Annotated in this window: 12 protein-coding genes; 7 read left to right on the top strand and 5 right to left on the bottom strand. The window is 63.2% G+C overall.

The features are described from left to right. The first annotated feature begins 208 nt into the window (after window positions 1-208). The gene (locus GCT13_RS05255; RefSeq protein WP_152755688.1) at window positions 209-1,963 is read left to right on the top strand and encodes a peptidoglycan D,D-transpeptidase FtsI family protein; all 1,755 of its coding nucleotides are present in this window, start codon (window positions 209-211) and stop codon (window positions 1,961-1,963) included. A 39-nt stretch (window positions 1,964-2,002) separates the two neighbouring features. Here the strand turns inward: GCT13_RS05255 and GCT13_RS05250 are convergent, their stop codons facing one another. Continuing rightward, window positions 2,003-3,616: a tetratricopeptide repeat protein gene (locus tag GCT13_RS05250; RefSeq protein ID WP_152755687.1), complete on the bottom strand. Its 1,614-nt coding sequence runs from the start codon at window positions 3,614-3,616 to the stop codon at window positions 2,003-2,005. A 165-nt stretch (window positions 3,617-3,781) separates the two neighbouring features. Here GCT13_RS05250 and GCT13_RS05245 point away from each other — a divergent pair, with 165 nt between their 5' ends. The 4 genes from GCT13_RS05245 (at window position 3,782) to GCT13_RS05230 (ending at window position 6,805) form a co-directional block, all read left to right on the top strand. After that, on the top strand, window positions 3,782-4,147 hold the full coding sequence (locus GCT13_RS05245; RefSeq protein WP_152755686.1) for a hypothetical protein: 366 nt from the start codon (window positions 3,782-3,784) through the stop codon (window positions 4,145-4,147). A 206-nt stretch (window positions 4,148-4,353) separates the two neighbouring features. After that, window positions 4,354-4,584 carry a hypothetical protein gene (locus tag GCT13_RS05240; protein WP_321574198.1) on the top strand — a complete coding sequence of 77 codons (231 nt, stop codon included), beginning with the start codon at window positions 4,354-4,356 and terminating at the stop codon, window positions 4,582-4,584. 141 nt (window positions 4,585-4,725) lie between these two features. Beyond that, window positions 4,726-6,174: a cytochrome-c peroxidase gene (locus GCT13_RS05235; RefSeq protein ID WP_152755685.1), complete on the top strand. Its 1,449-nt coding sequence runs from the start codon at window positions 4,726-4,728 to the stop codon at window positions 6,172-6,174. A gap of 376 nt (window positions 6,175-6,550) precedes the next feature. Next, complete coding sequence (locus GCT13_RS05230; protein WP_152755684.1) at window positions 6,551-6,805, top strand: DUF2866 domain-containing protein; 255 nt, start codon at window positions 6,551-6,553, stop codon at window positions 6,803-6,805. Window positions 6,806-6,877: 72 nt separating this feature from the next. Here the strand turns inward: GCT13_RS05230 and GCT13_RS05225 are convergent, their stop codons facing one another. After that, window positions 6,878-7,120: a hypothetical protein gene (locus GCT13_RS05225; protein WP_152755683.1), complete on the bottom strand. Its 243-nt coding sequence runs from the start codon at window positions 7,118-7,120 to the stop codon at window positions 6,878-6,880. A gap of 76 nt (window positions 7,121-7,196) precedes the next feature. Then, window positions 7,197-7,727 carry a lecithin retinol acyltransferase family protein gene (locus GCT13_RS05220; RefSeq protein WP_152755682.1) on the bottom strand — a complete coding sequence of 177 codons (531 nt, stop codon included), beginning with the start codon at window positions 7,725-7,727 and terminating at the stop codon, window positions 7,197-7,199. Between the two features lie 458 nt (window positions 7,728-8,185). Between GCT13_RS05220 and GCT13_RS05215 the strand changes: the two genes are divergently transcribed. Together GCT13_RS05215 and GCT13_RS05210 are read left to right on the top strand one after the other, a co-directional pair. Next, entirely contained in the window at window positions 8,186-8,470 is a 285-nt protein-coding gene (locus GCT13_RS05215) for a hypothetical protein (RefSeq protein ID WP_152755681.1), read from the top strand. 5 nt (window positions 8,471-8,475) lie between these two features. After that, window positions 8,476-9,246: a PP2C family protein-serine/threonine phosphatase gene (locus GCT13_RS05210; protein WP_321574197.1), complete on the top strand. Its 771-nt coding sequence runs from the start codon at window positions 8,476-8,478 to the stop codon at window positions 9,244-9,246. A gap of 31 nt (window positions 9,247-9,277) precedes the next feature. Here GCT13_RS05210 and GCT13_RS05205 read toward each other — a convergent pair whose 3' ends face one another. Further along, window positions 9,278-10,621: a sigma-54 interaction domain-containing protein gene (locus GCT13_RS05205; RefSeq protein ID WP_152755680.1), complete on the bottom strand. Its 1,344-nt coding sequence runs from the start codon at window positions 10,619-10,621 to the stop codon at window positions 9,278-9,280. Continuing rightward, window positions 10,621-13,677, bottom strand: a complete 3,057-nt coding sequence (locus tag GCT13_RS05200; RefSeq protein WP_152755679.1) for a peptidase domain-containing ABC transporter — start codon at window positions 13,675-13,677, stop codon at window positions 10,621-10,623. Before GCT13_RS05200 ends, GCT13_RS05205 begins: the two co-directional genes overlap by 1 nt. Window positions 13,678-13,708: the final 31 nt, after the last annotated feature.

The following is a 13,708-nucleotide window of genomic DNA, read 5'->3' as shown; positions in this document are numbered from 1 at the left end:
TAAGTTGAACGGGCAATCCGTCCGATTTTTCAACTCCACATTGCCGCATTCCGCACGATATGAGCGCGGCCGCACGGAGCGACACGGCCCCGAAGCGGCCCTCTTGCATCGCGATTGCTTGCGCGAAGCTCGCACAGATATTACGTTCTTATTACAATCCGTTCCACGCTCACTGTGGACCGGTCATCGGAACGCCGGCTTCGCCCTCATGACACGCAAGCAAAACCACGACCCGTACGCGCCCGTCGCGAAGAATCCCGTCCTCGTCGCGCGGCTGCCGATGTGGCGCTCGAAGCTGATCGTGATCCTCGTGTTCGCGGCGTTCGCGTCGCTGATCGGCCGCGCGTTCTGGGTGCAGATCGTCAATCAGGATTTCTACGTCGAGCAGGGGCAAAAGCGCTATCAGCGGACCATCGAACTCGATGCGACGCGTGGGCGCATCGTCGACCGGCATGGCGCGATGCTCGCCGTCAGTCTCGCGACGTATGAAATCTGGGCGTCGCCGAAGCAGCTCGACGAAGCCGCCCATGCGCCGCTCGCGAAGCTGCTCGACATGCCGCGCGCGGAACTCACGCGCCGCGTATCCGGCGACAAAAGCTTCGTGCTGCTCAAGCGCCAGGTCGATGCGCATACGGCCGCGCATATCGACAAGCTCGATCTCGCGGGCATCACGCGCATCGCCGATTCGAAGCGCTTCTATCCGGAAGGCGAAGCGGCCGCGCACGTGGTCGGCTTCACCGATATCGAGGACAACGGCCAGGAAGGCATCGAGCTGGCAGCAAACGAACTGCTCGCCGGCGAACCGGGCGAGCGCGAAGTGATCCGCGATCGTCTCGGGCGCGTGGTCTCCGATACGCGGCCGCTCACGCCCGCGCAAAACGGCGCGACCGTGCATCTGACCATCGACCGCCGCATCCAGCAGCTTGCGTATGCGCAGCTCAAGACGGCCATCGCGAAGCACAGCGCGCAGGCGGGCAGCGTCGTCGTGCTCGATGCGCGCAACGGCGAGATTCTCGCGCTCGCCAATTACCCGAGCTTCGATCCGAACGACCGCGCGCGGCTTACGGGACAACAGTTGCGCAACCGCGCCGTCGTCGATACGTTCGAGCCGGGTTCGACGATCAAGCCGCTGGTGGTCGCGCTGTCGCTCGATCGCGGCCTCGTGCGGCCCGATTCGATGATCGATACCGCACCGGGCTGGTACCGGATCGGCCCGAACGTGGTTCACGACACGTCGAATCATGGACGCATGACGATCGCCGAGGCATTGCAGAAGTCGAGCAACATCGCGCTCGCGAAGCTCGCGCTGAACCTGCCCGCAAAGACCATCTGGGACAAGTATCAGGAGTACGGACTCGGGCGCGCGCCGCAACTGACGTTTCCTGGCGTCGCGGCGGGCCGCGTGCGTCCGTTCGCGCGCTGGCGCCCGATCGAGCAGGCGACGATGGCGTATGGCTATGGGTTGTCGGCGTCGCTGCTGCAGATCGCGCAGGTATACACCGCATATGCCGGCGACGGCACGCTGCACCCGGTCAGCCTCATGACCGATCCGGCGCGCTCTGCCGCACGAGGCGATGGCCGGCGCGTCACGACGCCCGCGACGGCTGCGGCAATCCGCTCGATGCTCGAAATGGCGACGGGCGCGGGCGGCACGGGGCGCGCGGCGAATGTGGACGGCTATCGCGTCGGCGGCAAGACGGGGACGGCGCGCAAGCAGGTCGGCGCGACGTATGCGAAGAACCGTTACCGGTCGCTCTTCGTCGGCATGGCGCCGATGAGCGATCCGCGTCTGATCGTCGCGGTGATGATCGACGATCCGGCGGGCCGCGCGTTCTATGGCGGCACGGTCGCGGGCCCCGTGTTCAGCGCGGTGACGGGCGGCGCGTTGCAGCTGCTCGGCGTGCCGCCCGATGCGCCCGTGACGGTGCCTGCATCGGAGGCCACGCATGCGCCCGACGTGTGACGCCTGCTACGCCGCGCCGTCGGCACATGCTTTATTCGGTCACGCGCGGCCTTGTGCAAGCGCGCGCAAATCGCTTGCGACTTCATCCATCACCGGCTGCCATTGCGCGGACTGTCGCTGCCGGTAGAGCGTGGCGGTCGGATACCACGGACTGTCGCGCCCTTCCGTCATCCACGTCCAGTACGGATTGACGTCGAGCAGCACCCACGTGCGCCTGCCGAGCGCGCCCGCGAGATGCGCCATCGACGTGCATACGCTGATCACGAGATCGAGTTCGCTGACGAAGGCCGCCGTGTCGTGGAAGCCGCGCCATTCGTGCGTGAAGTCGGTCATCGGCAGACCGGCCGCGCGCGCCGCCGCGACTTCGTCGGCCGCGCCGGGCTGCAGCGAATAGAACGCGATGCCTTCGAGTCCACCAAACGCCCGCGCATACCGCTCCCAGCCGACACGCCGAAAGCGGTTGCGTCCATGCGTCAGACTGCCCGTCCACGCGAGGCCGACCTTCAGACGCTGCTCGTTCGCAAGACGCGCGCGCCATGCGTTGCGCGCGGCGGCATCGGCATGCAGATAGGGCACGGCCGATGGAATCGTGTCGACGCGCGTATCGAGCATCAGCGGCGCGCTCGCGAGCGGCAGCTCGAAGTCGAAAGGCGGCAGCGCGTCGACGGAGCACGCCGACGAATACGCGTCGATGTGTTCGCCGAAACTGCGCGGCAACAGCTCGCCCATCTGCGGAAACGAATTCCACACGAGCCGCCCGCCTTCGCGATGCACGCGCCGCGCCAGCGACGGAATGAAGCGGCAGAACTGCAGCACGTCGCCCATGCCCTGCTCGCCCCATACGAGCAGCGTCTTGCCCGCCAGCGGCTCGCCGCGCCACTGCGGCTTGCCGAACACGGGACGGCCGCTCGTCAGCATGCTTGCGGGATCGTTCCAGCGCGCTTCGTGCGCGGGCCAGCCTTCAACGTAATTTCCGCGCAGCAGATGCAGCACGGCGAGCGCCGTGCGCAGCGAGGCGTTGTCGGGTGCAAGCTCGCAGGCCTTCTTCGCGTGAGCGAGTGCGTCGTCCCAACGCCGTGACTCCTTCAGCGCCTGCGCGAGATTGCCGTGCGCAAGCGCGCTGCGCGGATCGAGTTCGACCGCCCTCATCGCCGCGGCCAGCGATCCTTCGACATCGAAGCACGCGCGCCGCACGCCCATCAGATTGATCCACGCGGCGAAATCCGCAGGGTCCGCGGCGACGGCAGCTTCGAGCAATTGCCGTTCTTCTACGGGATCGCCGCCCGTGCGGTTGAGCGCGATCGCGAGATTCGTGCGCAACCGTGGAAAAGTTGGATCGATCGCAAGCGCATGGCGATACGGCGCGAGCGCATCGCGATGCCGGTTCGCGCTTTGCAGCGCGTAGCCGAGACGCACGCTTGCCGCCGCGTCGTGCGGTTCGAGTTGCGCGATCGTTTCGACGAGCGATATGGCTTGCGCGATCTGCTGTTGTTGAAGCAGATCGACCATCATCCTGTCGATCGAAGCGCGATCCGTCGGATGAAGATGCGCGGCCGCTTCGAGCCACAGCGAACGCGCACGCGCATCGCCGCTCGACTGCGCGGCGGCGGCGTGGCGAAGAAAAGTCAGAAACGGATCGAAGATCGGCTGCATATGCGCTGAACGAAGAGTTGACCTGTGCACACGGCGTGGTGCGCGGGCGGCATGGACGGATGCGGTTGCACATTGTCCGATGCAACCGCATGGCGACCCGTAAAGAATCGTCAATGGAATGGCTCGAATGGACTGGCAACGATAACGGCCTCCACGATGTCCACGATGCTCAGACGCACTGCGATGCTCGCCGCGCTGGTTGCTGATGCAATCCGCCTGTGCCACGACGATTCAACGGGCGATGCACCGGCGCGACTCCGTCGTTCTGTCCGGACGGCTCGCGCTGCGCGGCAACGAGCCCTTTGTCTACCCGTCGTCTACGATGCGCGCGGCGTGTTCGAATTCGAAGGCATCACACGCGAACGGGCACTCTCGTTGAAGAACCAGCAGGTGAAGGTGCGCGGCACGATCACGCGCGTCAATAACGCCGATGCGCAACACGTGCGACTGCCCGCCGTGCGCGTCGAATCGACCGACATTGTGCAGTCTCCTGACGCCACCTCGTCATCGGCTGCGTCGCCGGCACGATGACGCCCCGCTTCCTTCCGTAAGCACGACGCAAGACAAACGCCAGCCGCGCCGGTGGTTGCGCCGACATGCATTGACGATTCGACAATCGACGCCTTTCACAACGCTGTCCGATGATGACAGTGGCGAAAGTTATGCGACTCCATAAGTTCACACCTGTCTGATTCAATTCGGTCGCGTCGGCATAGCCGACTCGCGGCCGCATCGCCATGCGGATCGTCACGCGCCTGATCGGCGCGCTCACGTTCGTCGACCAGGCCTCCGTCGTGCGCTTCATCGAGGACAACTGGCTGAACGGTCGGCGCATCGGCAGCGGTTCGTTCGATGCGACGTCGGGCAGCATCATGTCGATGTTCGACTTCTCGAACGGCGGCAAGAACCCGACGCCGTTCCTCGACCAGACGCAAGGCACGCCCGTCAGCTCGGTACCCGCGAGCTGACGCATGCATCGAGCGCGTCCGGCGTTTTAGCAGCATGGCCGTGTTGCAGCCGGGAAACCGGCACAACGCGGCGCTTTCGTTTGCGCGGCGCGGCCTGTGCGGCGCGTCTATCCCGAATCAGTCGTTGCATCGCGATCGAATATGACCGAGCTCTCTACGCCATCAGTGAATCCCTCGCCCCTTGAGCCCAAGAACGCCCCGAGCGGTTCGCCGTCGGGGTCGCGGCGCCGCGCGCTCGCGCTGTGCGCCGCGGCCGTCGTCGTGGCGCTCGGCGCGTGCGGATTCGCTGTCGCGTATCCGCAGTACATGCCCGATGCAATCGGCGAGATCGTCGAGGACATGACGGGCGCCAATGCGCATCCCGTCACGTTGCAGCGCCCGTCCGCCGCGCCGCTCTCCGCCGTCGCGATGCTCGGCAAGGAGATCTTCTTCGACACGTCGCTGTCTGCGTCCGGCAAGCAGTCGTGCGCAACGTGCCACAGCCCCGCGCACGCGTATGGGCCGCCCAACGATCTCGCCGTGCAACTGGGCGGCGAGCATATGACGCTGCAAGGCTACCGGCCGCCGCCTTCGCTGATGTACCTGTACCGTCAGCCGAATTTCAGCATCGGCCCCGACAGCGCGGAGAACGACGACAACCCGGCGAACCTCGCGCAGCTCGCAAGCCAGGCAGCGGGCACGCAACGCGCGCAAAAGACGGCGGGCGCGGCGCCCGCGGCGGCGGAAATGGTGCCGCAGGGCGGACTCTTCTGGGACGGGCGCGTCGATACGCTGCAACAGCAGGCGTCGGGCCCGATGCTCAATCCGGTCGAGATGGCGAACAAGGACGACGCCGAAGTGCTGCGCAAGCTGCAGAACGCGCGCTACGCAAAGACGATGCTGCAGCTGTTCGGCCCCAATATCTTCAGGGACCAGCGGCTCGCCGTCGCCGAAGCGATGTTCGCCGTCGCACGCTATCAGGTCGAGGACCCGTCGTTCCATCCGTACTCCAGCAAGTACGACTACTGGCTCGAAGGCAAGGCGCGTCTCTCGCAAGCCGAACTGCGCGGCCTGCACCTTTTCAATGATCCCGACAAGGCCAACTGCGCAGGTTGCCATCTGTCGAAGCCGAGCCGCGACGGCCTGCCGCCGATGTTCACCGACTTCCAGTACGAAGCGCTCGGCGTGCCGCGCAACACGGCGCTCGCGCAGAACCACGATCCGCACTTCTTCGACATGGGCATCTGCGGCCCCTTCCGCACGGACCTGAAGGACCAGACGCAATACTGCGGAATGTTCCTCACGCCGACGCTGCGTAATTCGGCGACGCGCCACGCGTTCTTTCACAACGGCATCTACAACAATCTCGACGACGTGATGGCGTTCTACAACGCGCGCAATACCGACCCCGCGCGCTTCTACCCGCGCGGCGCCGACGGCAAGCCGGAGAAGTACAACGACATTCCGCCCGCGTATCGCGCGAACGTCGACGTGAAGGATGCGCCGTTCGACCGCAAGTTCGGCGAGCAGCCAGCGATGACCGATCAGGACATGCGCGATATCGTCGCGTTCCTGCATACGCTGACCGACGGCTACGGCGAGCGGCACTAAGCGCTGGCTCCAGTGGGGCGCGCTGCGCATCGCCGAACCGTGGGGCCACCACTTTTAAGGCTCGTTTAATTCTTTCCTGTGAACATGTGGCTCAACATCCCCTGTTGAGCCGCCTGAGTATCGGCGGCATTTTTTTATCCGCCGGGGTGTCGCCTCCCGTTGCAACTCTTTGCATGGGACGGGAGTGAGCGCTCAAGCCGCGACTCCCGTCGACCGCTCTGCATGGGACCGGAGTAAGTGCTCTGCATGGGGCTGGAGTAAGTGCTAAAGCACTAACTCCAGCCGACAGCTAAAGCGCCAACTCCGGTCGACCGCTCTGCATGGGACCGGAGTATGGCGCTAAAGCGCCAACTCCGGTCGACACAGGAGATACACGATGGTCGAAGACTCGGTGCTCGAACATCTGCGCGCGCTGCACGGCAACGCGCAAACGCTCACGATCCGCAGCTGCACCGTGTCGCCGCCGATGCAGCATCCATGGGGACGCTCGTACCGGCTCGTCGAATGGACCTTCAGGCACGACGTTGAATCCTGCCGGCGCGTCGTGCCTGCCGAGAGCACGCCTCGTCAAATCGCCGAGGCCGTAATGTCGCACGTGCCGGGGCGGCGCTTCTGCCAGCCTGGCGAATAGATTGCGCGCCGCACAGCGCAAGCCGCTCGATGCGCGGGCCGCGTGCGTTGCACGCCGGGTCGCCGTTTTTCATCACGCAGTCCTCCATGCCGACATCGCCGGCCGCGCTTGCGCAGGCGGGAACACATTCCACGATCCGTCGTCGTGACGGAAGAAGAAAATCGACAGCAGCCCACCGGGGCGCGCGGCTTCGACGCACACGCAGCGCCGATGCATCTGCGTGCGGCAGAAGCGAACCACGCGCGCGGGCATCGCGGGCGTGGGCGCGAGCCATTTGTCGACGGCCCAGTGCAGTGTCTTTCCGGTCGGGCTCATGGTGGTCTCCTTCGCGTCTTTGTGTGCTTCAAACTTCAGTTGCTGGGTTCATACCGCTGGGTTCATGCTGCTGGGTTCATGCTGCGTTAACAACGGCGTGGCCGATTTTCATCCGGTTGCCGACGAAAGCGCTCACGAGGCACAGCAGCGCATGGACGCCTGCACGCGGATGCGTGAAGCATTCGTGAACCTGTTCGCTGCGGCTTTCGCCGAGCAGGCACCATGCGCAGAAGTGCTCGCAGTTGTTCGTCAGCAGGCGATAGCGGTTTTCGCCAAGGCGCGTGCGGGCGCGCAGCACGGTTTCTTCGCCGGAAAACTTCGGGAACGGATGCGGACGCACGGCGACGGCGTGACCATCGGCGAACTGTTCGAGCGGCACTTCTTCGACGGGACCGCGATGCGCGGACTTGGCGAAACCAGCGTAGTGAATGACCTTGCCGTTGCCTGCATAGATGCCGTGATGTTCGTAGCCGCGGCGTTGCGTGATCAGGTGAGCACCGAGAGCGGGTTCGTCATCGGAACCGCCGAGCGCGACGTCCGCCGATGCATAAGCGGCCGCGCGGTTTGCGCCTTGTTCACTGCCTGATTGTTGGAGGGTGCGGTTCATGGCTTTGTCCAGCTATCCGATTCAAAAGGCCAACACTGTTGCCGACCCTTTTGCATCAAGCGGACCAGGTGAATCAAGCCATTGATTTACCGATATATTTCCCTCTGGAAGGGCACCTTGCAGGTACCTTGTGTATGGACGGTCCCAACAGGAATTCGGACAGTTGTGTTGCGCCGACACCATCACTTTGCGTTCTGCCGCGGCGCCCGGCGTGGCGCACAAAAGTGTTGGCTACCCCACCTTTTGCGGTCATCGTTTGTTGGGCCGTCGCCAACGCAACGTGTCGCCGGTATGCCGCGCCGTTACAAGGCAGTCGCCGCGATGGCCCGCCCCGCAACGATCGGCAGGAAAGCTCGCACGCGCGGCGCAAACTGGCATAGGCCTTGCACCTTAGCTGGCATCACGCATCATTCTCTGACTCGCGGCCTCATGACTGATGGCCAATCGGGAGACACGTCATGGCATCCATCAACATCAACGACCTGCCCCTCAACCTCGCGCTCGATCGCAAGGCAATGTCCGCGATTAGCGGCGGCGGCGGCGCGCCGTGGGTATTCGGCTGGATCACCCCGTTTGTCCAGAACACGCCGAGCGTCGGCCCCGTCGTGAACCTGTACGACGTCACGAACAACTTCTATGCTAACCAGATGATCAACCAGTTCCAGACGGTCAACGTCCAGAACACGGGCAACAACTCGAACGTCATTACCGCTCCTGACGAACGAAGCCTGAACCGGGCTTAGATGCCGTGACCTGTATCAGTCAATTCCGGTGGACGTCGGCGGCACGCTCCGACACCGGCCGCGTGCGCGAGATCAACGAGGACGCCTGCCTCGATGAGCCGCAACGCGGCCTTTGGGCCGTGGCCGACGGCATGGGCGGACACGCCGTCGGCGATCTCGCGAGCCAGCTCGTCGTCGAAGTACTCGGCCAGCTACCGGACGCAACGGGCATCAAGCAGTTCATCGCCCAGGCGCGCACGCGCCTGCAAGACGCGAACCGTCAGCTGCGCGAAGAGGCGAGCCGCCGGCAGGTGCCGCGCATCGGCACCACCGTCGTGGTGCTGCTCGCATGCGACCGCTTCTGCGGCTATCTGTGGGCGGGCGACAGCCGCATCTATCTGCTGCGTGAAGGGCAGTTACGCCAGCTGACGCGCGATCACAGCCAGGTGGAAGAGCTGCGCCGCTCCGGTTATCTGACGGAAGAAGAAGCGCACAATCATCCGGCGCACAACATCATTACGCGCGCGGTCGGCGCAACCGATCATCTCGATCTCGACGAAGACGCGATCGAAGTCGCGGACGGCGATGTGTTCCTGCTATGCAGCGATGGTCTGAGCAACGAAGTGACCGACGAGGAGATTCACAAGACGCTCTCCACTGTCGATTGCCGGCGTGCACCCGGCGAACTCGTCGATATCGCGCTGGCGCGCGGCGGCCGCGATAACATCACGGCCATCGTCGTGCAGGCGGAAGACCCGCATGCGTCTGACAAAACGCTGCTCAATCCGGCGCCCTGATACGACGCTTCGGTTTCGTCATCGCGTTGCGTCATTGCGTTTCGTCGTTCGCTTCTGTTTCGTCCTTGCGCGCATTGGCCTGCGCGTGCTGGCGGCGAAAATCCTTCGAATGCAGCCCGTGCTTCTTCAGCAGCATCTGAAGATGCGAGCGGTTCATGTCGACGCGCCGCGCCAGTTCCGCGACCGTGCCGCCCACTTCCTGCAAGCCGCGCTGCAAGAAGGCCTTTTCGGCTTCGTCGCTGGCGGCGCGCTTCGCGTCGCTGAGCGACAGCAGGTTCGTCACGCTCGCGGCGCCGGTCGCCGTGTCGTTCACCACGCCGGGCACCAACGAAGAAACGGGCGACGACGGGCGCATATCCGACGGCAGGTGATCGACATCGGCGATATCGCCCGCGAGACACGAAATGCGGTACATCACGTTGCGCAATTCGCGGATATTGCCCGGATACGAATAGGTCAGCAGAAAGTCCCTTAATTTAGGGGTTATTCTCACGGGACGGCGTTTGAGCACGCCCGCTGCCTCGTCGCCGAAGTACTGGATCAGCAGCGAAATTTCATCGCGCCGCTCGCGCAACGGCGGCAGCGTCACGTGAATGACGCTCAGCCGATAGAACAGATCTTCGCGGAAGGTGCCCTGCTCGCTCAGCTTGCGCAGGTTGCGATTGGTCGCGGCGACGATGCGCGTATCGACGCCGATCGGCTCGTCGGAACCCACGCGCTGTATTTCATGCGCTTCCAGCACGCGCAGCAGTTTCACCTGTCCCGTCAACGGCAACTCGCCGATTTCGTCGAGAAAGATCGTACCTGTATGCGCGCTTTCGAATTTGCCTTTGCGGTCGTTCGTCGCGCCCGTGAACGCACCCTTGCGATGACCGAACAGCTCCGATTCCAGCAGGTTGTCCGGAATCGCGCCGCAGTTGACGGAGATAAACGGCTTGTCCGCGCGGCTGCCGTTCGCGTGAATGACTTTCGCCATCAACTCCTTGCCGGTGCCGCTTTCGCCGTCGATCAGGACGGGCAGATCGGTCGGCGCGGCCTTCTCCGAGATTTCGAGTGCTTCCAGCAGTTTAGGGTTGTCGCCGAACGTGCCTTCGAAAATGAAGCTGCGCGCAAGCAGCGCCTGCCGCCGCGCCCCGCGCGACTGATCACCGCGCAACGGCTCGACGGCAGCCGCCTGTACGAAGCGCTCCTTGTGCGACATCTGCATCACTTCATCGCGCAAGGAACTGGCCTGTTTCAGGAGCTTTTCGATATCCGCGCGTTCGAGCCGCGACGACCAGCGCAGCGTCGAACGCAATATCTCGATCTTCTCGATCAATCCCGCGTACGAGAGTGCGGAACTGCTGTCTTCCGGTTGCTGGTCGAGTATCTTCATCACGCGCTCAACTGTTTCTGGACTAGCTGGTAGTACATGCCCTTCCGGTTGACCAGTTCCTCGTGACGCCCCTGCTCGACGATCGCACCTTCGTACAGCACGAGAATCTTGTCCGCGCGCATGATCGTGCTCAGACGGTGCGCGATGATGACGGCCGTGCGTCCCTTGAGGATGTCGTGCATGTTGCTGAGGATATTGCTTTCCGACTGCGTATCGAGCGCCGACGTCGCTTCGTCGAATACGAGCAGACGCGGATCGTGATACAGCGCGCGCGCAATGCACAGACGCTGGATCTGTCCGCCCGACAAGCCGATGCCGCGCTCACCGACGATCTGTTCGTAACCGAGCGGCAGCTTGCTGATGAACGCATGCGCGTCGGCCATCTTCGCCACCTCCTCGATGCGCCGCCGGTCGGGCGTATCGTCGCCGCTCGCGATGTTCTCGGCAATCGTGCCCGAGAACAGCAGATTGGACTGCATCACATAGCCGATCTGCGCACGGTAGAACGCCTTGTCGACCACGTTCATGTCATAGCCGTCGACGGTCATCTTGCCGTCGCTCGGCGCGTAAAAGCCGACCAGCAGCTTCGCGAGCGTCGTCTTGCCCGAGCCGCTTCTTCCGACTATTGCAACGAGCTCGCCCGGCTTGATATCGAACGTGATGTTCTCGAGCACATACGCGCCCTCGTTCTCACCGTAGCGGAAATAGACGCCGTTCAGGCTGATTGCGCCTTGCAGATCCGGCAGCATCACGCGCGAAGGCAGATCTTCCGGCTTCTGCTCGGGCTCGATGTCGAGCACGTCGCCGAGGCGCTCCATTGCGACACCGGCATCGTTCAGCATGCTCCACAAGCTGACGAGTCCCATCAGCGGCGTCAGCACGCTGCCCATGAATGCATTGAATGCGATCAATTGACCAATCGTCATTTCGCGCGCAAGCACGAGATTCGCGCCGACCCACAGGATCGCAATCGTCGTCGCCGCATTCAGCAACTGGCTGATAAAGCCGATCAGGATGTTGAACGCGTGCGCGCGGTACTGCACTTCAAGGGCTTTCGCGTACTTCTTCTCCCAGCGCAGACGCACGGGCCGCTCGATACCCATGCCCTTCACCGTCTCGACGCCCGAGAGCGCCTCCATCAGGAACGACTTCGAGTCCGTTGCCGCCGAGAACGTCTCGCGCGCGTAGTTCTTGATCTTCGGCGTAGCGACAATCGTCAGAGCCGTGATGGGAATGACGAATGCGATCAGCACCATCGTCATCTTCGCGTTGTAGAAGAACATGATCGCGAAGTAGATGAATACCATCAGCAGATTGAGCGCTGTCGTCACCGTCGATTCCGTCAGGAACGCGCGGATCGTCTGGTTCTCCTGGAAGCGCGCAAAAATGTCACCCGTCTTGCGCTTTGCGAAGAAAGAGAACGGCAGCGACATCGTGTGCTTGAAGAACTGCGACATCATCGCGAAGTCCATGTTGCGAACCATGAAGTTCGACAGATACGCACGGATCATCGACATCAGTTGCGAGAACACATTCGAAATGATCAGACCGAGTATCAGCAGATGCAGCAGACTGATGTTCTGATGCACGATCACGCCATCGAGAATGTTCTGGATGATCAATGGCGGAATCACGCCCAGCACCTGAATGACGAACGTCGCGAGAAACAGGTGCATCAGTATCTTTTTGTATGGCGTCAGATAGGCGACGAAGCGCAGCCACGGCGAGCGCGACGCCGATAGCTGCACGAGATTCGGCCCCGGCGTGAACAGCAGACACGTGCCGCTCCAGCCCCGCTCGAAGTCTTCGATATTCAGCTTGCGAAAGCCCAGGGCGGGATCGGCGAGCCAGACGTGATCCTTCGACACGCCGTACACGATGATGTAGTGGTAGCCCTCCCAGTGCACGATAAAGGGCAGATCGAACCCGCGCAGCGAATCGAACGTGCATTGCACGCCGCGCGCGGTGAAGCCCAGCGATTCGCCCGCACGCGCCAGGCTGTCGAGCGTCGCGCCTTGCGTCGTCACGTTCGCGAGCTCGCGCAGCTTGCCGAGCGTCATCGGTATGCCGTAGTGCTTGCAGATCATCGCAAGGCACGCGGCGCCGCAATCCATTTCCTCCGCCTGCTCGACGAGCGCGAAGCGCTTGATCACGCGTTCGCCGAATTCCGGCTTCGTATGAAGATCGAGCCGCAGCGGCATCTTGCGCCGCTGTTCGATGCGCTTTTGCCGGTCCAGCTCGCGATCCGCGTATTTGATACGCTCGTCGAGTACTTCGCGCAGTTTCGGATTGCGCTCGAGAATGAAATGCACCGTGCGCTCGGGAATGACGAGCAAGCGCGTATCGGTCGTGGCAATCGCCGACGCAGCCTGTTCCTGCCGCATCAGGCAGGCCTTTTCACCGAAGATCTCGCCGTCGCGCAGGGTCGCAAGCGTATAGTCGTTGCCGTCTTCCTGGCGCACGATGCGCACTTCGCCTTGCCGCACCACATAGAGACGCCGGTCGTCGCGCCCGTCCTGCTTGAGAATCTCCTTGCCGGCGGTGACGCGCTTGACGCCGACGCTGCGCACGTATTCTTCCAGTTCCTGCTTGTTCAGCTTGCCGCGCAAATCGAATAGCTGCGCAACGAAGCCGCCCGCCGAATTGATCGCGACATAGCTCGCGACAAATGCGAGCGCGGCCTGATTGCCGCCGATGACGGGCTCGATCGCCGCGCGCGGAATGAACAGCAACTCCGTCTTGCCCGAAGAACGCACGGACGACTCGTGCACGTACGCGCGCAGCATCGCGATGTCGGCGAACACTTCGCCCAACTTGCGCACGCCCATGCTGATTTCCTTGCCGTGTTCTTCGGTGAAGATGCGCACCGAGCCCGACTTGATCACATAGAGACCGTCGGCGGGATCGCCCACGTTGCACACCGTTTCGCCAAAGGAATAGAAGCGCGATTGCACATGTTCCGCGAGACGTTCGAGTTCTTCGCGCGTGAACGGCGACAGGATCTCGACCGTCGACAGAAAATCGGCAATGGACGGCGTGGTTTGCGGTGCATCCATGATGCTCGTGGTCCCCGGCAGTAGCGCGCTT

Source organism: Paraburkholderia franconis, assembly GCF_009362735.1.
GTDB lineage: Bacteria > Pseudomonadota > Gammaproteobacteria > Burkholderiales > Burkholderiaceae > Paraburkholderia > Paraburkholderia franconis.
The sequence above is the reverse complement of the archived record's forward strand: the minus strand, read 5'-3'. Positions and strand labels throughout refer to the sequence as shown.

Excerpts from the sequence above, each read along its gene's own strand:
- GCT13_RS05255 (WP_152755688.1), top strand. The coding sequence starts at position 209 with ATGACACGCAAGCAAAACCACGACCCGTACGCGCCCGTCGCGAAGAAT.
- GCT13_RS05250 (WP_152755687.1), bottom strand. The coding sequence starts at position 3,616 with ATGCAGCCGATCTTCGATCCGTTTCTGACTTTTCTTCGCCACGCCGCC.
- GCT13_RS05245 (WP_152755686.1), top strand. The coding sequence starts at position 3,782 with ATGCTCAGACGCACTGCGATGCTCGCCGCGCTGGTTGCTGATGCAATC.
- GCT13_RS05240 (WP_321574198.1), top strand. The coding sequence starts at position 4,354 with ATGCGGATCGTCACGCGCCTGATCGGCGCGCTCACGTTCGTCGACCAG.
- GCT13_RS05235 (WP_152755685.1), top strand. The coding sequence starts at position 4,726 with ATGACCGAGCTCTCTACGCCATCAGTGAATCCCTCGCCCCTTGAGCCC.
- GCT13_RS05230 (WP_152755684.1), top strand. The coding sequence starts at position 6,551 with ATGGTCGAAGACTCGGTGCTCGAACATCTGCGCGCGCTGCACGGCAAC.
- GCT13_RS05225 (WP_152755683.1), bottom strand. The coding sequence starts at position 7,120 with ATGAGCCCGACCGGAAAGACACTGCACTGGGCCGTCGACAAATGGCTC.
- GCT13_RS05220 (WP_152755682.1), bottom strand. The coding sequence starts at position 7,727 with ATGAACCGCACCCTCCAACAATCAGGCAGTGAACAAGGCGCAAACCGC.
- GCT13_RS05215 (WP_152755681.1), top strand. The coding sequence starts at position 8,186 with ATGGCATCCATCAACATCAACGACCTGCCCCTCAACCTCGCGCTCGAT.
- GCT13_RS05205 (WP_152755680.1), bottom strand. The coding sequence starts at position 10,621 with ATGAAGATACTCGACCAGCAACCGGAAGACAGCAGTTCCGCACTCTCG.
- GCT13_RS05200 (WP_152755679.1), bottom strand. The coding sequence starts at position 13,677 with ATGGATGCACCGCAAACCACGCCGTCCATTGCCGATTTTCTGTCGACG.